The 16,982-nt window shown below is 57.3% G+C and carries 15 protein-coding genes; all 15 read right to left on the bottom strand.

The window, feature by feature from the left end; translation table 11 throughout:
• Positions 1 to 127 precede the first annotated feature (127 nt).
• Positions 128 to 1,714, bottom strand: a complete 1,587-nt coding sequence (locus H8695_RS00585; protein WP_249298831.1) for a peptide chain release factor 3 — start codon at positions 1,712 to 1,714, stop codon at positions 128 to 130.
• Positions 1,715 to 1,818: 104 nt separating this feature from the next.
• The gene (locus tag H8695_RS00580) at positions 1,819 to 2,742 is read right to left on the bottom strand and encodes a magnesium transporter CorA family protein (protein ID WP_249298830.1); all 924 of its coding nucleotides are present in this window, start codon (positions 2,740 to 2,742) and stop codon (positions 1,819 to 1,821) included.
• A 205-nt stretch (positions 2,743 to 2,947) separates the two neighbouring features.
• On the bottom strand, positions 2,948 to 4,204 hold the full coding sequence (gene ftsZ, locus H8695_RS00575) for a cell division protein FtsZ (protein ID WP_249298829.1): 1,257 nt from the start codon (positions 4,202 to 4,204) through the stop codon (positions 2,948 to 2,950).
• Positions 4,205 to 4,301: 97 nt separating this feature from the next.
• Entirely contained in the window at positions 4,302 to 4,643 is a 342-nt protein-coding gene (locus tag H8695_RS00570; protein ID WP_249298828.1) for a small basic family protein, read from the bottom strand.
• A 27-nt stretch (positions 4,644 to 4,670) separates the two neighbouring features.
• Entirely contained in the window at positions 4,671 to 5,411 is a 741-nt protein-coding gene (locus H8695_RS00565) for a DUF881 domain-containing protein (RefSeq protein ID WP_249298827.1), read from the bottom strand.
• 26 nt (positions 5,412 to 5,437) lie between these two features.
• A complete protein-coding gene (locus tag H8695_RS00560; RefSeq protein WP_249298826.1) occupies positions 5,438 to 6,229 on the bottom strand; it encodes a cell division protein FtsQ/DivIB in 792 nt (263 codons plus the stop codon).
• A 2-nt stretch (positions 6,230 to 6,231) separates the two neighbouring features.
• On the bottom strand, positions 6,232 to 7,482 hold the full coding sequence (gene murA, locus H8695_RS00555; RefSeq protein WP_249298825.1) for a UDP-N-acetylglucosamine 1-carboxyvinyltransferase: 1,251 nt from the start codon (positions 7,480 to 7,482) through the stop codon (positions 6,232 to 6,234).
• 73 nt (positions 7,483 to 7,555) lie between these two features.
• Positions 7,556 to 8,671, bottom strand: a complete 1,116-nt coding sequence (gene murG / locus H8695_RS00550) for an undecaprenyldiphospho-muramoylpentapeptide beta-N-acetylglucosaminyltransferase (protein ID WP_249298824.1) — start codon at positions 8,669 to 8,671, stop codon at positions 7,556 to 7,558.
• Positions 8,672 to 8,825: 154 nt separating this feature from the next.
• Complete coding sequence (ftsW, locus tag H8695_RS00545) at positions 8,826 to 9,977, bottom strand: putative lipid II flippase FtsW (protein WP_249298823.1); 1,152 nt, start codon at positions 9,975 to 9,977, stop codon at positions 8,826 to 8,828.
• Between the two features lie 27 nt (positions 9,978 to 10,004).
• On the bottom strand, positions 10,005 to 10,937 hold the full coding sequence (mraY, locus tag H8695_RS00540) for a phospho-N-acetylmuramoyl-pentapeptide-transferase (RefSeq protein WP_249299492.1): 933 nt from the start codon (positions 10,935 to 10,937) through the stop codon (positions 10,005 to 10,007).
• An 81-nt stretch (positions 10,938 to 11,018) separates the two neighbouring features.
• The gene (locus H8695_RS00535) at positions 11,019 to 12,476 is read right to left on the bottom strand and encodes a UDP-N-acetylmuramoyl-L-alanyl-D-glutamate--2,6-diaminopimelate ligase (RefSeq protein WP_249298822.1); all 1,458 of its coding nucleotides are present in this window, start codon (positions 12,474 to 12,476) and stop codon (positions 11,019 to 11,021) included.
• A 22-nt stretch (positions 12,477 to 12,498) separates the two neighbouring features.
• Positions 12,499 to 14,718 carry a penicillin-binding transpeptidase domain-containing protein gene (locus tag H8695_RS00530; RefSeq protein ID WP_249298821.1) on the bottom strand — a complete coding sequence of 740 codons (2,220 nt, stop codon included), beginning with the start codon at positions 14,716 to 14,718 and terminating at the stop codon, positions 12,499 to 12,501.
• Between the two features lie 123 nt (positions 14,719 to 14,841).
• Complete coding sequence (locus H8695_RS00525; RefSeq protein WP_249298820.1) at positions 14,842 to 15,351, bottom strand: hypothetical protein; 510 nt, start codon at positions 15,349 to 15,351, stop codon at positions 14,842 to 14,844.
• Positions 15,339 to 16,301: a 16S rRNA (cytosine(1402)-N(4))-methyltransferase RsmH gene (gene rsmH, locus H8695_RS00520; RefSeq protein WP_249298819.1), complete on the bottom strand. Its 963-nt coding sequence runs from the start codon at positions 16,299 to 16,301 to the stop codon at positions 15,339 to 15,341. Before rsmH ends, H8695_RS00525 begins: the two co-directional genes overlap by 13 nt.
• Positions 16,302 to 16,313: 12 nt before the next feature.
• On the bottom strand, positions 16,314 to 16,733 hold the full coding sequence (gene mraZ / locus H8695_RS00515) for a division/cell wall cluster transcriptional repressor MraZ (protein ID WP_249298818.1): 420 nt from the start codon (positions 16,731 to 16,733) through the stop codon (positions 16,314 to 16,316).
• Between the last annotated feature and the right edge of the window lie 249 nt (positions 16,734 to 16,982).

Genomic DNA, 16,982 nt, shown 5'->3' with positions numbered 1-16,982 from the left:
TTGTCCTATGAGGGTAGCTTACCACGCAAAACGCACAGACCCCTGACGGAATTCTGAAGCGTTTCTTAACACGAGCGCTCAAAAAGCGTACGGACGGCCGCCGGGCCGTCCGCACCTCATTACCTCATTACCACCGGCCGAATTCGGCCAGTCGGAGATTCTCATTTCTCTCAAGCGCCCAGCGGATGTTCCACTCGTTTGTGAAGAGCAGCAGGCGGTTTCCTTTGAAGTCCTGCACAAGTTTTGTGTCGGAGCTGAGCTTGAGCGACTCGGGGTCGATGTCGTCATTTTCAATCCAGCGCAGATACTGGTAGGGCAGCCCGGTCATGACGATGTCGACGTTGTACTCGCTCTTGAGCCGGTACTCGAGCACGTCGAACTGCAGCGTGCCGACGACGCCGACAATGACCTCCTCCATGCCGGTGTTCGGCTCCTGAAAGATCTGAATGGCGCCCTCCTGCGCAATCTGCGAGGTGCCCTTGATGAACTGCTTGCGTTTGAGCGTATCCTTCTGGCGGACCTTGGCAAAGTGCTCGGGCGCAAAGGTCGGAATGCCGCCGAATTCAAATTTTTTCGAGGGGTCGCAGATGGTGTCGCCGATGGAGAAGATGCCCGGATCAAAGACGCCGATGATATCGCCTGCAAAGGCCTCGTCGATGATCTCACGCTCCTCGGCCATCATCTGCTGCGGCTGGGAGAGCTTGAGCTTTCGGTTCCCCTGCACATGAAAGACCTCCATGCCCTTTTCAAACCGGCCCGAACAGATGCGCAGAAAGGCGATGCGGTCGCGGTGTGCGCGGTTCATATTCGCCTGAATCTTGAAGACAAACGCCGAAAATTCCGATGAAAACGGGTCGATCTCACCCGTGTCCGCAACACGCGGCAGGGGCGGCGTTGTCATGTTCAAAAACTCCTCAAGAAATGGTTCGACGCCGAAGTTGGTCAGCGCCGACCCAAAGAAGACCGGCGAGAGCTTTCCGTGGCGCACCCGCTGCATATCAAAGGCGCAGCTCGCGCCGTCGAGCAGGTCAATCTCGTCACAGAGTTTTCGGTGGGCCTCCTCCCCGATCAGGTCGACGAGGGCATCGTCCTGCAGCCCCAGCTCCCGCGTCTCAACCGCCCGCTGCCCGTTGTTGGCGGTAAAGGCGAGCATCTCGCCGCGCTGGCGGTCAAAGACGCCGCGAAACTCCTTTCCCGAGCCGATCGGCCAGTTGACCGGATAGGTCTCAATGCCGAGCTCCTGCTCGATCTCCTCGAGCAGATCGAGCGGATCGCGCGCCTCGCGGTCCATCTTGTTGATGAAAGTGAAAATCGGAATGTCCCGCAGCACACAGACCTTGAAGAGCTTTCTGGTCTGCGCCTCGACGCCCTTGGAGGCGTCGATGACCATCACCGCCGAGTCGGCGGCCATCAGCGTGCGGTAGGTGTCCTCGGAGAAGTCCTGATGTCCGGGGGTGTCAAGGATGTTGATGCAGTAGCCGTCGTAGTTGAACTGGAGCACCGAGCTCGTCACGGAGATGCCTCTCTGCTTCTCAATTTCCATCCAGTCGCTCACAGCGTGCCGGGCCGTCTTCTTCCCCTTGACCGAGCCTGCGAGGGCAATTGCTCCGCCGTAGAGAAGAAATTTCTCCGTCAGAGTTGTCTTGCCCGCGTCAGGGTGCGAGATGATGGCGAAAGTACGCCGCTTTTCAATTTCAGAACGAAAGTCTGCCAAGCCAATACCCCCAGAAGTAGAATAACTTATTTATATTACCATTTTTGCCACTTTCACGCAACCGAAAACCCCATGAAAAACCGGCCGATTCCGGCCGGTTTCCCTCAGAGCATATCCTTTTTGTGAAGTATGAATGCGGCGACTGCGATGGCAACCACCGACAGCAGCAGCGGAAACCCGAACTGCGGCAATGGCATATCGGACACATTCATGCCGTAGAAGCCCGAGATCATGGTCGGAATCGCCATGAGAATCGTAATCGAGGTGAGCACTTTCATGACGATGTTGAGGTTGTTTGAGATGACGGAGGCAAAGGCGTCCATTGTGCCGGTCAGAATGTTCGAGTAGATGTTTGACATTTCAATGGCCTGTTTGATCTCGATGAGAACATCCTCCAGCAGATCTTGATCCTCCTCATAGAGCTTGATGGTGCGCCCGCGGTAGATCTTCTCCATCGTGATCTCATCCGCCTTGAGCGAGGTGGAAAAGTAGACCAGCGACTTCTGCAGATCGAGCAGCTGAATGAGCTCTTTGTTCTTCATCGAGCGGTGAAGCTGCCGCTCGATGAAACCCGAAATCTTGTCGATCTGCTTGAGATACTGGTGAAAGCGCGTGGCCACGCGCAGCAATATGGTCAGCAGAAAGCGCGTCTTTTGCTGGGTCTTACAGTTTTTGACAAGGCCCTCAGAGAAGTCCTTTAAAACCGGCGCCTCCTCGCTGCAGATGGTGTAGATCTGTTCCTCGGTCAAAATGATACCGATTGGCAGCGTGGAGTAGATGATCCCCTCCTCCTCTCTGCGCATGCTCGGCGCGTCGATGATGATCAGGGTCTGATCGTCCTCCGTCTCGATGCGCGAGGTCTCCTCCTCGTCGAGCGACGAGCGCACAAAGCCCTCGTCAAGGTGGAGCGTATCGACCAGATACGCGACTTCGTCGGGCGTGGGATTGACTACGTCAACCCAGCAGCCTCTCTCCATGGCGTCCACCGCCGTCATTTTTCCCTCGATGGTCTTCCAGTAAGAAATCATTGCGCGTCCTTTCCCCACAGGCCGCGCAAGTCCAAAGGCCGCACTGCCCGCAGTCTACCTCATTATTCTTCGCAAAGGGTCGGGATTCATGCGGTCTCTCCTCTCCTGAGTGTTTTCTCAACTTTTATTATATCTGCGCCAAAGCCCCGGCGCAACAGCGACCAAGAAAAAAACCGGCCCATTTTGGGGCCGGTTTTCTCACGCCTTATTTGTTCTTCTTTTTAAAGAAAGTCAACACATCGTCGATGTCGTCGATGGTGGTCTCCTTGTTGCTGCCGAAGAGGCTGCTGGTGTCGCTGTCGTCGATCAGACCGCGATGGCGGCTTTCGGTCGGCTGGGAAGCGCTGCTTCTGGAGGAGCTCAGGTCCGTGACAAAGGGCGACGAGAACGTCGAGCGCGGCGGTTCCGGCTCAGGGACACTCGGCGCGGCAGGCTCGGCATTTGCGCTCTTATTCTGCGCACCGAACGCGCTGTTTGCGGCCCTTGTGAAATCGGTCGACGTCGTGACGCTCGCAAAGCCCGTGGCAATGACGGTGATTTTGATCTCATCTTCCATGTCGTTGTCGAAGGCGACGCCCCAGATGATGTTTGCGTCGGGATGAGCCGCGTCGGCAATCATGGAGGAGGCCGTCTCCACTTCCTCGAGGTTGACGTCGGGCGAGGCAATGATGCTGATGATAACGCCCTTGGCGCCGTTGATCGAGCTCTCGATCAGCGGGCTCTTGATGGCCATGTCGGCCGCGGCCCGGGCCATGTTCTCACCCTTGGCGTGACCCACGCCCATGTGGGCCAGGCCCGCGTCGCGCATGATGGTGGTGATATCGGCGAAGTCGAGGTTGACATGGCCGGGAATGTTGATCAGATCCGAGATGCTCGAGACACCCTGCTTGAGCACGTCGTCCGCGACGTCAAAGGCATTGAGCAGTGTGATGGGAGTCTCGGAGACGTATTTGAGATTTTCGTTGGGGATGACGACCAGCGAGTCGACGCGCTCTTTGAGATTCGCGATGCCCGCCTCGGCCTGCTCCATGCGCTTTCTGCCCTCGAATTTAAAGGGCTTTGTCACAATGCCGACAGTCAGAAGACCCATGTCCTTTGCGATCTCGGCGACCACCGGCGCGCCGCCGGTTCCCGTGCCGCCGCCCATGCCGGCCGTGATGAACACCATGTCGGCGCCCTTGAGCGCCGAGGCAATCTCCTCGCGGCTCTCCTCCGCCGCACGCTGGCCCTTTTCGGGGTTCGCACCGGCGCCCTGGCCCTTGGTCAGCTTTTCGCCGATTTGAATCTTCTGCGTCGCCTTGGAGGAGAAGAGGGCCTGCTTGTCCGTATTGACGGCGACAAATTCCACGCTCGTCACATCCGCGTTTATCATACGGTTGATGGCGTTGTTGCCGCCGCCGCCGATTCCTATTACTTTTATGGTTACTGGATTGCCAGTGTCGGTATCGAATTCAAAAGGCATCGCAAAGTACCTCCATCCAAAAATAATCTATAAAACGAGCGCCTCTCTCGTGATGTCACAACACAAAAGGTATGTACTATACCTTTCTAACATCATATCATTTCTCATGATCAAAATTCAAGAGTATTCTACGCATCTTGGCGAAATTGTTGAAGATTCGCGAACCGAACACCACGATGACCGCAATGCTCAAGTCGATGCCCAGCACCTTGCCGAAATAGATAAACACAGCCGCGAGCACCGCATTGATGCAGAAACCGCTGATGAAGATTCTGTCGTCATAGCTCTTCTCAAATTTGGCCACAAGGCCGCCCACAATGGAATCAAAGCAGGCGAGAATTGCAACGGCCACATAGACCGACAGTTCATTCGGCACAAAGCCGGGAAAATACGCTCCGACGAGCAGCCCGAGCGTCAGACCCACAAGACCAATTAGCATAAGTGAATTTCCTTTCCGCCTGGGCCGCTACTGAGCGGTCTCCGCTTTTTCGGGAACGGCATACTTGAACTGTGTGCCGCCGTTGTAGCCCTCGATGACAATTTTGTCCTTGCGCTCGACCGTCACCTCGATGCCCCACGGGTCGCGCAGGCTGTCGATGACGCCGTCGCGCATTTTCAGCGCCGACTCCATGGTCGCGGCGTCGCCGATTGCACGAATGACATAGGGCGCGGCATAGCGGTTGTTGTTGATGCTCACAATGGATCCGGCACAGCGGATCTCACTGGTCGAAACCAGGCGCTCGCCGTTGATGGAGATCGCCTCCGCCCCGGCGTCGCGCAGCTCGTTTACCACTTTCAGAATGTCCTCATCGTGGATGAGGTAGTAGCTCTCCTCAAATCCGGGAGCCGCCGTCATGCTGCTGTCTTTCATGGTGACGACAACGCCCTGGCCCGAGACCGTTGTGATGCCCGCGAGAATCTCGGCGTTCTCCAGCTGCTTTGCGAGCACTTTGGCATAGGTGCCGGAGTTCGACGCCTCCTCGCGGAATTTGTTGAGCTCGTCCTTATACGTCAGAAGCTCGTTTAAGAGCTTTTCGTTCTTCTCCTTTTCCTTGTTGAGCAGAGACTGCAGCTCACTGGCTCTGAGAATCTGGCTGTCCTGCGCGTCGGTGGCATTGTACTTGACGCTCTTCATCTGGAGCATCAGCAGAAAACCGAACATCACGCAGAGCACAAAGATGCCGATATAGCCCAGTGTTTTCTTCATTGATTTTCCATACTCCGTTTCCTGTTTTACGACGGTTCAAAAATGGCCTTCTCCGTGTCAGACACATCAATGATCCCCCGGTCATATTCGCCAAGCTCTGCAAGTATCCCCTGGGCAAACTGCAGCTTTTGCGCCAGATCCATATAGTCGCCAAGCTCCACCTCAAAGCGATTATCCACCATGAGCCGGATATCGATGTGGCGCTGCAGGTCAACCCACTGTACCCTGTCTATTTTATTATTATCGTATAGATAATTTATGATGTCAATGAGTATTTTCTCATCCTGTTGCGTCAAAAAAGGCAGTTTTTCGCCCACGGCGATCTCCTCGCCAAAGTTCGCGCGAACCAGTGGCAGCGCGCGGCCCTCGGGCGTTTCGAGCTTGTCGAGCACCTTGTAGCGGTCGCTGACAAGATAGTACCCGCTGTCGGTTTGCGCGATCAGACAGGCCTGCGCGTCAACCGCCTCAAAGTGCACGCCGCTCGGAATTTTGAGCTTCATGCTCACACTCTCGAGATAGGGCAGCTTCTTTGTAATGAGCTCATCCGCCCGCCAGGGCAGAAGCTTGAAGAGGTTGTCCCCCATTTGAAGGCCCGAGGCCTCAAGGATCTGCGCCTCGGTGTAGTGCTCGCTGCCCGCCGCCGTCATGGTGTCGATGACAAAGAAGTAGTTGACAGCGAACACACAGGCGGCCGTCAGCGCAATCAGCGGAATGAGAACCAGAAGAAAGATCTTCAGTCCCCGTCTTCTGGCACGTCTTCTCTTTTTTCTCGGGCGGCGGGGCGCGGCGGCCCCGCCGTCCGTCATTCTCTTTGGCATGTTTAACCCTCTCTGATTTTAACTCCCAAGCTGGAAAAATTGCGCACCATATGCTCGTAGCCGCGCTCTACGAGTGAGACCTCGGTGATCTCGGTCTCCCCCTCGGCGGCGATTCCCGCAATGAGAAGCGCCATGCCTCCGCGCAGATCGGTTGCAACAAGGCTCGCGCCCGTGAGCTTTTTGACACCCTCCACGATGGCAACGCGGCCCTCGACCTTGATGTTTGCTCCCATGCGCAGCAGCTCCTCGACGTGCTTGTAGCGGTTTTGGAATATGCTCTCATAGAAGATGCTCGTGCCCTGTGCCAGCGTCAGATAGGCCATAATCGGCGCGAGCGCATCGGTCGGGAAACCGGGGTAGGGCATGGTGCGAATCTGTTTGACCGCCTCGATGGGGCCGCGCCGGCGAAGCCGGATATCCTCCCCTGCCATCTCGATCTCACAGCCGCTCTCCTCGAGCAGCGAGGTCACCGAAATCACATGCGGCGGGCAGGCCTTGCGCACCAGAATCTCTCCGCCGGAGATGGCGGCCGCCGCGAGATAGGACACCGTGACGATGCGGTCGGGCATGATGCGGTACTCGGCCCCGTGGAGTTTTTCAACTCCCTCAATGGTGATGGTGGAGCCGCCGGCGCCGGTGATCTTCGCGCCCATGGCATTGAGAAAATTCTGCAGATCCTCGATCTCGGGCTCCTTTGCGGCGTTGAATATCCGCGTGGTGCCGGGGGTCACACAGGCGAGCAGCAGGATGTTCTCCGTTGCGCCCACGCTCGGCAGCGCCAGGTGGATGTCCGCCCCGTGCAGCTTTGCGGCGGTGCAGTCGAGAAAGCCGTGTTCCTCGAGGAATGTGACGCCGAGGCGCCGCAGCGAGGAGATATGTAAGTCAATGGGCCGCGGGCCGAGTTCACACCCGCCGGGGAAACCCAGCCGGGCCGTTCCCATTCGCCCCAGAATGGCGCCGAGCAGCATGATCGACGAGCGCATCTCGCGCATGAGCGCGTCGGGGATCTCGCTGCGGTTCATCCCTGCGGCGCAGATGACGGCGACGCCGTTGTCGTAGTCGACCGAGCAGCCGAGATATTTGAGTATCTGAAACGTCGCGCGCACATCGCGGATGTCGGGACAGTTGGTCAAAACGATCTGCTGGTCCGTCAACAGCGCGCCTGCCAGTATCGGCAGCACGCTGTTTTTCGCGCCCTGCACGTCGATCTCGCCGCTGACGGTGCACGGTCCCTCAAGGTAAAGTCGATCCATCATAAACCCTCCGCAAAAAGTAGTGATTGCAATCATATCCTATGCGAAGGGGGGATACTCTGTTACAGCAGCGTCAGGCGCGCGTGTCCATCAGAGCGTAGAGCTCGTCGTAGATCTTCTGGACCGAGTCGAGAATCGCCATGCTCTGAGCGCGCTTTCCCATGGTCTCAAGAGTCCTGGGGTCGGCGAGCAGATCGTCCACCGTCTGCCGCAGCAGCTGCGCGGTGAGATCCTTTTCCTCGATGAGCACAGCGGCGCCCGCGTCGCTGAGAGCCCGGGCGTTGTAGTACTGGTGGTTGTTGGTGACGTTGGGCGACGGGATGAGGATGCTCGGCTTGCCCATGACCTGAAGCTCCCCGAGCGTAATCGCCCCGGCACGGCAGATGATCAGATCCGCCGCCGCCATGACCTCGTTCATGTTGTAGATGTATTCGCGCATGTCGATCTGCGGGTAGGCTGCAAGGTCGATGCCGGCCTCTCTGAGGCGGTCGGGCATCCACTTCCAGCCGAACTTTCCCGTGGCGTGACAGTGTTGAATCTTTCCCTCTCTGCAGTGCATGGCGATGAAATCAGCGACGGTCTCATTGAGCTTGCGCGCGCCCATGCTGCCCCCAAAGGAGACGACATAGGGCCGCTCATCGAGGCCGAGCTTTCTGCGGCAGGTCTCGCGGTCGGCAAAGAGCATCTTTTCGTTGATGGGGTTGCCGACAAGCGCCATGCTCGTCTTCGTGTGAAAGTATTTGCGGCTCTCATCGAAGCTGATGAGCACCTTGTCCACCCGGCGGGAGAGCAGCTTGCTTGTCATGCCGGGGTATGCGTTCTGCTCGTGGATGGCTGTCCTGACGCCAAGTTTGGTCGCGGCATAGAGCACCGGCCCGCTGACGTAGCCGCCGGTACCGATGACAACATCGGGCTGAAATTCGCGGATGATCTTCTCGCACTCGCGCACGGCCCGCAGGAGAATGAAACTCTTTTTGATGTTTTTCAGCGAGAGCTCGCGCTTGAAGCCGTAGACCTCAATCTTGTAGAGCGGATAGCCGGCCTTGGGCACCAGCTTGTTCTCAATGCCCTTTTCGGTGCCGACGAAGCGGATGTCCGCGCCCGGCTTGCGCTCGCGAATGAAATCGGCGATGGCGAGCGCCGGGTTGATGTGCCCGGCGGTCCCGCCGCCGGCCAGCAGTATCTTCATGGTGTCAACCAATCCCTTTCCTCACTCTCAAACAGCTGTTCCCTATTATTATACATACTTTTCTCAAAATAGTGAATCCACAGGGGCTTTTTTCCTGATTTTGCGCCGCGCAAGAAAAATCGCCTGCGCCCCGAGGGCCCAGGCGACAGTATACTCAAGATCGTCGCAATCGCGAGTAGCGGGAGATGGCGAGCACCACTCCCATCTCGCAGAGCTGAATGAGAAGCGCCGTGCCGCCGTAGCTGAAAAAGGGCAGCGGGATGCCGGTGTTCGGCACGAGATTTGTGACAACCGCAATGTTGAGCACCGTCTGAATCGCCACCTTGGAGATGATGCCCACCACGACGAGCGCCGAGAAGCGGTCAGGCGCGCGAAAGGCGATGACAAACCCGCGCCAGATCAGCAGCGCAAAGAGGCTGATGATGATCAGCGCTCCGAGAAAGCCGAGCTCCTCACAGGCAATGGCAAAAATGAAATCGTTTTGCGGCTCGGGAATGTACATGTACTTCTGGCGGCTCTTGCCGAGGCCGAGGCCGAAGAACCCGCCGGAGCCGATGGCGTACAGCGACTGGATGTTCTGAAAGCCATCGCCGCGCGGGTCGATAAAGGGGTCGAGCCAGACCTTGACCCGCTGCATGGCGTAGGAGGAGTTCAGGATGATGCCCACGACTCCCGCGACGCCCGCCGCGCCAAAGGAGCACAGCCACACAAGATTGGAGCCGCCCGCCACCATCATGATGATGCCGACGGCAAAGGTGAGCACCGTCGCGGAGATGTGTTTCTCCACGGCAATGAGTCCGCATACCACAACCAGAATGATGCCATACGGCAGGATTCCGCCGCGAAATGTGTTCATCTTCTTCTGGTTGTTGCTCATGAGGTAGGCGAACGCCAGGATGACGGCCACCTTTGCAATCTCACTGGGCTGAAACGTCAAATCGCCCACGCCGAGCCAGCGCTTGGCGCCGTTTTTGGTCACGCCGATGATGGGCACGAGCGCCAGTAGCACAATCGAGATGCCGAGCGCCGGCAGCGCCATTTTCTTGAGAAAGGCGGGCGTACAGACATAGGTCGCCACAAACATGCCCACAAGCCCCAGAATCGCCCATTTCGCCTGCTGTTTGATGAAGTAGTAGCTGTCGCCGAAACGGTCAAAGGCGTTGGCGTGGCTCGCCGAAAAGAGCATGACAAGGCCCACCGACAAAAGCAAAATGACAAACACAAAAAAGGGCAGATCGAACCCCTCTTTGATTGTCGCCGGCGTATTCTGTTTTTGAGCTGCTCTGTTGCGGCGTTTTTCTCTCAAAGCAATCACTCCATCGCCCACGGCGCCTTAAAACGTGTAGTAATAGGTCAGGCCCACAAAGGCCAGAATGCACAGCAGCACCGTCACGGCGGAGAAGACATAGACGATCTTCACCTCGCTCCACCCCGACATTTCGAAGTGGTGGTGCAGCGGCGCCATCTTGAAGAGCCTCTTTCCCTTGGTGAGCTTGAAATAGGCCACCTGCAGGATGTCAGAGATGGTCTCCATCACATAGACAAAGCCGACGATGACCAGAATCACCGGCATGTTGAACGCAAACGCCATGGCGCAGACCGCACCGCCCAGAAACAGCGAGCCCGTATCTCCCATGAACACTTTGGCCGGGTGGAAGTTGTAGAGCAGAAAGCCCACGAGCGCGCCCACCGTTGCGGCGGCGAAGACCGCGTTGTCAAGCGCTCCGAGGCGAATGGCAATCACGCCGAAGAAAATCGCAATCGGAACCGTCACCGAGGTCGCAAGGCCGTCGAGGCCGTCGGTGAGGTTGACACTGTTGACCGTGCCCACAATCACAAAGACGGCGAAGAGGTAGTAAAACGGCCCGAAGTCCACACTCACATTGATAAATGGTATGTAGACGGCGGTCGTAATATACCCCATGCGGTACAGAGTGAACAGGTAGACCAGCGCCGCGAGCAGCTGAAGACTGAACTTCTGGTAGGCACGAAGCCCCAGATTGCGCTTTTTGACCACCTTGATGTAGTCGTCAAGAAAGCCGATTAGACCAAAGGAGAGCGCACAGAGCACCGAGATGAGAGCGCGCATTTTTCCCTCGCTGAGCTCCGGCCACGCAAAGATCAGCGTCACTGCGCTGATGGCGACCGCAAAGACGATGCCGCCCATGGTGGGCGTTCCGTTTTTGACCTCGTGCCACTTCGGCCCCTCTTCGCGGATACTCTGTGAAAATTTGATTTTTCTCAGCAGCGGAATGAACAGCGGCATCACCGCCGCCACCAGCACAAAAGACACGATCAGTGCCTGGATCACATTCGCCAGTTTCAAAGCCCCGTCCCCCTAAAGTGATTACTGTTTGCTTTCCTCCTGCTGCCCGAGCAGCTCGGCGACGATCTCCCTCTCGTCAAAGTGGATTTTGCCCTGCGCGAGAACCTGATAGGTCTCGTGCCCCTTGCCAGCGAGCAGAATCACGTCCTTTGTCTGCGCGTGCGCCAGAGCATAGCCGATCGCGTCGCGCCGGTTTTCCACCACGACATAGGGGGTTTTGGTCCCCTCGAGGCCGACTAAAATCTCCTCGATGATGGCGTGCGGGTCCTCCGTGCGCGGATTGTCCGACGTGACCACGGCGAAGTCGGACAGATCGGCTGCGATCTTTCCCATCTTCGGGCGTTTGGTCCGGTCGCGGTCACCGCCGCAGCCGAACACCGTCACAACCCGTCCCTCGGCAAAGCCGCGGATGGTCTGCAGAACATTGTAGAGACTGTCGGGCGTGTGGGAGTAGTCAATGAGCACCGTAAAGTCCCGACCCGTCGGCACGACTTCGACACGACCCTTGACGCCGGTGACCGATTTGAGCGAGCCGATGATGTCCGCAAGCGGCAGCCCCAGACACAGGCAGCAGCCGATGGATGCGAGCACATTGTAGGCGGTGAACTTCCCGGGAATGGCGACCTCGACGCGGCCGATCATACCCCTGGCGACCGCCTCAAATTCAATGCGGTCGTTTTTCAGAGAGATGTTCTTTGCCGTGATGTCGCCGTCGTTGGTGTCAACTGAATAAGTATAGCTTTTCACACCCGTGATTGCAAGAATCTCTTTCGTCGCAGGGTCATCGGCGTTGAGAACCCCGATCTTCGACATGGAAAACAGCATGGCCTTGGCCTTGAGATACTCCTGCATGGTGCCGTGGAAATCGAGGTGGTCCTGTGTGAGATTGGTGAAAATTCCCACTTCAAAGGTGAGTCCGTCGACACGGTGCTGTGCCAGCGAGTGGGACGACACCTCCATCACGACGTACTCGACGCCCGCGTCTGCCATCTCGGCGAACAGCGCCTGAAGCTCAATGGACTCCGGGGTGGTGTATTCGGTCTCAAGCACCCGCTCGCCGATCATGTTCTGTATGGTTCCGATGAGTCCGACCCGGTGGCCGGCCTGCTCGAGAATGTGCTTGACAATATAGGTGGTGGTTGTCTTACCGTTTGTGCCGGTGATGCCGATGAGTTTGAGTCGCTCGGCCGGGTGCGAGTAGAAATTCGCCGCAATCTGCGTCACGGCCTTTCGGCTGTCGCGCACGAGTATGCAGTTGCCCGCCGCAAATTCCGGCTTTTCCACCACCACGGCGGCGGCGCCTTTCTCCATGGCCTGCGGGATGTACTTGTGGCCGTCGCTGAGTACGCCGTCCACCGCCACAAACAGGCAGCCCGGTGTCGCCTTGCGGCTGTCCTGACAGACACCGGTAATCTCACAGTCCAAGCTGTTGGCGGTCCCGACGACGTCGACTCCGCGCAGAAGTTCCCGAAGCTTCATTTCCACTCACTCCTCACTTTTGTCACTCTGTTCCCGTGTCAAATTTATAGTCGACGGCCACGATGCTGCCCGCCTCAACCATGGTACCGGCCTCAACATACTGTTTGGTCACCGTTGCCTCGGCGCTGTCGGAATCCTTGCCCTGGGCGCTGATGTTCAGCCCCACGCCCGAGAGCGCCTTTCTCGCCGCCGGCATGCTCTTGCCCACAAGGTTTGGCACCTCCACGAGCTTGACGTCGGTCTCTTCAGTATACAGGATTACCCGTCCGCCTTTTGTCAGTTTCTGTCCCTCTTTCGGCATCTGGGAAATCACGGTTTCACCGCTTCCGTTGACGCTGACCGTACAGCCGATGTCGGTGACGGCAGTTTTGGCCTCCGCTACCGTGAGACCTGTCACATTCGGCACTTTCACCTCGAGTTTTGCAAGTTCCTCCTCGGTGTACTGCGGGGCGATGTTCATATAGGGCAGCACGTCGGCGAGAATTTTCGAGACCGTGGGCGCCGCAATCGCGCCGCCGCCCTGCATGTTGGTCGGCATATCCGGCTCGTCGAGCATGACGAACACCACAATCTGTGGGTCGTCCGCCGGGGCGATGGCGACAAAGGACGCGATTCTCTTGTCGACGATACCCTCCTCGTTTTTCTGGTCGATCTTCTCCGAGGTCGCGGTCTTGCCCGCAATCTGATAACCCGTCACGCGGGCGTTCTTGCCGGTGCCGATCGAGACGACTTTCTCCGCCATGGAAATGACGCGCTGCGAGGTCTCCTCCGAGATGACCTGGCGGCGCACTTCGGTCGGGAATGTGTCGAGCACATTGCCGTCGTCGTCGACGATCTCCTTCGCCACATGGGGCACCACGAGATTTCCGCCGTTGCCGATGGCGGCGACCGCCGTCACCATCTGGATGGGGGTGATTTTAAAGGTCTGGCCAAAGGAGGCGACAGCGAGGCTGACAATGCCGAAGTCACTGTCGCGAAACCATACGCCGGACTCCTCGCCGTAGAGGTCGATCCCGGTCTTCTCACGCAGTCCAAACGCCTTGATGTACTTCTGGAAAGTCTCGGCGCCGAGCTTCTCCCCCACCAGCATGAACACCGGGTTGCAGGAATTCTGAAGTCCCTTTTCAAAGGTCTCGGCCCCGTGTCCCGCACGCTTCCAGCAGCGGATGGTTCGCCCGCCGACCTTGTGGTAACCCGGGCAGTAAAACGTGTCCTGTTCGGACTGGGTGCCCTCCTCCAGCGCCATGGCGCTGGTGATGAGCTTGAACGCCGAGCCCGGCTCATAGTTGTCTGAGATGGCCTTGTTGCGCCAGATTCCCTGCCAGATCTCGCTCTGGCGCTTGGTATACTCCTCCCCCTCGAGCGCTTCGAGCTCAGCCTTGAGCGCCTCGTCGGTGATCTCACGCGGGTTGTTCGGATCGTAGTCCGGCATGGTCGCCATCGCGAGAATTTCACCGCTGTGAATGTCCATGATGATGCCGCAGGCCTTGTTCTGCACCTTGTAGTCGGCAACGGCCGTTGCAAGATGCTTCTCGAGGAAGTGCTGCATGACCTCGTCGATGGTCAGCACGAGATTCGCGCCATTTTGCGCGTCGATATACTTTTCATATTTAAAGGGCATATCGGTGTTTTTTGCGTTTTTTGCTGTGATGACGCGCCCGGGCGTCCCCTCCAGAATGTCGTTGTAATAGGCCTCGACCCCCTCGAGGCCGCGTCCGTCGGTGTCGGTAAAGCCGAGGATGTGGCTTGCGAAGTTGCCGTAGGGATAGTAGCGCTTGCTGTCCTCGGCGAGGGTGATGCACTTGATCTTGTTCTCGCTGAGAAAAGTCCGAACCTGGTCGGCGGTCTCCTTTTCCACTTTCTTCTTGATAATCTCATAGTAGTTGTTCGCCTGGGTCTGCTTGTAGACCTTCTCGCGGTCCACCCCGAGGATCTCGGCCATTCCGTCGGCGATGAGATTTGCCTGTTCGTCGTCTTTGACCGCCTTAGGATTCAAGAGCACCGTCTCGACCGACGCGCTCACGGCGAGTTTTTTCATGTTGCGATCATAGATCGTGCCGCGCTTCGGGCTGATCTCGGTGTCCCGCGTCTGCTGGTCAATCGCCTTTTTCTGGTAGAACTCGTTTTGAATGATCTGAATGTGAAAGAGCTTCGCCACAATTGGAATCAGCCCCAGGACGGCAAAACACACCACGATGAGCAGCATGCGCTGCACAATTTTTTTGGAAAGACCTTTGTTCATGTTGCCACCTCGCTCAAGCAGCGCTGTCTGCTGCGCAAATCTCCTTGGAATGGGAAAATTGAGAGCCGAGAATGCTGTCTGATCATTCCCCACTCTCAATTCTCATCAGTTCATTATAGTAATTCAACCGTTCAAATATGCGGCGATGCTGCTGATCTTTTGCAGCACATCGTCACGCAGCTTCTCGAAGAAATTACGGCTGTCACCGCCGATGATCTCGCCGTTGTCGACACTCGCCGTACTGATGTAGCTGATCTGATTCTTATCGGCTTTCTCCATGAAGAGAGTGTTCGTTGCAATCTCCTCGACCGAGGTGAGATCAATCTGCTTTTCGAGGTCGATGTTGAGCAGTTTCTCCTGCGCCTGCAGCTCATCGAGCGTCTTCTTCTGGCGGCTGATGTCGCTTGTCAGTTCATTGAGGGTTGTGTAGCTGTAAATCTGCGTCGAGAGCAGACCCACGAGGAGAACGCAGCAGAGGATGTTTAAAAATACCGCGCGCGCCTTTCTCTTCTTCTTGCGCTTGCTGATCAGATCGACAATGTTGTTCTGCTCGCGCCGGCGTTCAATCTCGCGGCTGCGCTCGTCAAACATGGAAAAGTCATAGGCCACGCTCTGTCGGTTTACGTTCTGCATACGGTCCCCTCCTCTCCTTTCATTTTTTCGGCAACGCGAAGCCGGGCCGAGTGGCTGCGGTTGTTCTCGCCGAGTTCCCTTTCGCCCGGCAGAATGGGCTTTTTGGTGATGATTCTGACAACCGGGCTCTTCCCGCACACACACACCGGAAAGTCCGGCGGGCAGGTACAGCCGGTGGCGAGTTTTTTGTAGGTTCCGCTGACGATTCGATCCTCCAGCGACTGAAACGTGATGATGCAGATGCGTCCGCCGGGATTGAGTACTTCCACAATGTCGCGGATGCTCTGTTCCAGAATGCCGAGCTCGTTGTTGACCTCCACGCGAAGCGCCTGAAAGCTGCGCTTGGCCGGGTGTCCGCCCTCGCGGCGCGCCGCCGCGGGGATGCCCGCCTTGATCAACTCCACGAGCTCAAAAGTCGTCTCAACCGGCTTTGTCTGACGGCTCTCACAGATTTTTCGGGCAATGCGCGGGGCAAATTTCTCCTCGCCATAGTCGCGCAGCACTCTGGTGAGCTCCTGCTGGGAATAGGTGTTTACCACGTCGTAAGCCGTGAGCGGATTCTCCTTCGACATGCGCATATCGAGGCGCGCATCGTGCTGGTAGGAAAAACCCCGCGCGCCGTCGTCAAATTGAAAGGAGGACACGCCGAGATCGAGAAGCACGCCGTCGACACCCCGGATGCCGAGGCGCGAGAGAATCGGTCTGATGTTTTTGAAGTTGTCGTGCACAATGTTCAACCGTTCACCAAAGCAGGCCAGTCTCTCACCTGCCCGCGCGACGGCGTAGTCGTCCTGGTCGATGCCGATCAGCCGACCGGTGGTCAGACGCCCGAGCACCTCCCGGGCATGTCCACCGCCGCCGAGCGTTCCGTCGACATAGATCCCGTCGGGGCGGATGTTCAGCGCGTTGATGCACTCGTCGAGCAGAACCGGACGATGGGTCAGTTCCACACTCTCAACCCCTTAAAATCCAAGTTCGATCATGGCCTCTTCCACAGCGCTACCGGTGAGATTCTCACAGGCGTTTTCCCAGCTCTGGCGGTCCCAGATCTCGACCCGGGTGAGCGAACCGATGACGACCGCCTCTTTTTTGAGCCCCGCATACTGGCGAAGATTTGCCGGAATCAGCATACGGCCCTGCGCGTCGGTCACCACCTCTTCGGCGTTGGCGAAGAAGAACCGCTGCAGCTCGCGCCCCTTGGCCATGGGCAGAGCCTTGATGCGCTCGGCGAGCACTTCCCACTCTTTCATGGGGTAGACGAACAGGCAGCTGTCGAGCCCCCGGGTGACGATGTATGTCTCCCCCAGGTCGTCGCGGAATTTCTGCGGCATGATGAGCCGGCCCTTGAGATCGACATTGTGCTTGTATTGACCGATCAGCACCGCAGCTTCCCCTCCTTCACAAACTTGTCCGTCTTTCGGGTGAAATTCACCACTTAATGTCACTTACTAACACTTTCCACCACTTTATTAACATTTTAAACGGTATTTCCTCCGTTGACAACTCCTTTTTGAAAAATCAGAGGTAGAAATTTAAGCCAATTGTGTCTCAAATCCACCCAGCCACTAGATATAGTAGTGTCTGAAAAAGCAAAAAAAACGGCGGACCTCAATGAGGTCCGCCGGGGCGGC

The organism is Feifania hominis (assembly GCF_014384765.1).
Taxonomy (GTDB): domain Bacteria; phylum Bacillota; class Clostridia; order Oscillospirales; family Feifaniaceae; genus Feifania; species Feifania hominis.
Note: the sequence above shows the minus strand (reverse complement) of the source record. Positions and strands in the feature narration are given on the sequence as shown.

Bases quoted from the DNA above. Each gene is read 5' to 3' on its own strand.
- H8695_RS00565 (WP_249298827.1), bottom strand. From the start codon at position 5,411: ATGAAGAAAACACTGGGCTATATCGGCATCTTTGTGCTCTGCGTGATG.
- ftsZ (WP_249298829.1), bottom strand. From the start codon at position 4,204: ATGCCTTTTGAATTCGATACCGACACTGGCAATCCAGTAACCATAAAA.
- H8695_RS00525 (WP_249298820.1), bottom strand. From the start codon at position 15,351: ATGCAGAACGTAAACCGACAGAGCGTGGCCTATGACTTTTCCATGTTT.
- mraY (WP_249299492.1), bottom strand. From the start codon at position 10,937: ATGCCGCTGTTCATTCCGCTGCTGAGAAAAATCAAATTTTCACAGAGT.
- H8695_RS00530 (WP_249298821.1), bottom strand. From the start codon at position 14,718: ATGAACAAAGGTCTTTCCAAAAAAATTGTGCAGCGCATGCTGCTCATC.
- murA (WP_249298825.1), bottom strand. From the start codon at position 7,482: ATGGATCGACTTTACCTTGAGGGACCGTGCACCGTCAGCGGCGAGATC.
- H8695_RS00535 (WP_249298822.1), bottom strand. From the start codon at position 12,476: ATGAAGCTTCGGGAACTTCTGCGCGGAGTCGACGTCGTCGGGACCGCC.
- H8695_RS00570 (WP_249298828.1), bottom strand. From the start codon at position 4,643: ATGCTAATTGGTCTTGTGGGTCTGACGCTCGGGCTGCTCGTCGGAGCG.
- murG (WP_249298824.1), bottom strand. From the start codon at position 8,671: ATGAAGATACTGCTGGCCGGCGGCGGGACCGCCGGGCACATCAACCCG.
- H8695_RS00560 (WP_249298826.1), bottom strand. From the start codon at position 6,229: ATGCCAAAGAGAATGACGGACGGCGGGGCCGCCGCGCCCCGCCGCCCG.
- H8695_RS00580 (WP_249298830.1), bottom strand. From the start codon at position 2,742: ATGATTTCTTACTGGAAGACCATCGAGGGAAAAATGACGGCGGTGGAC.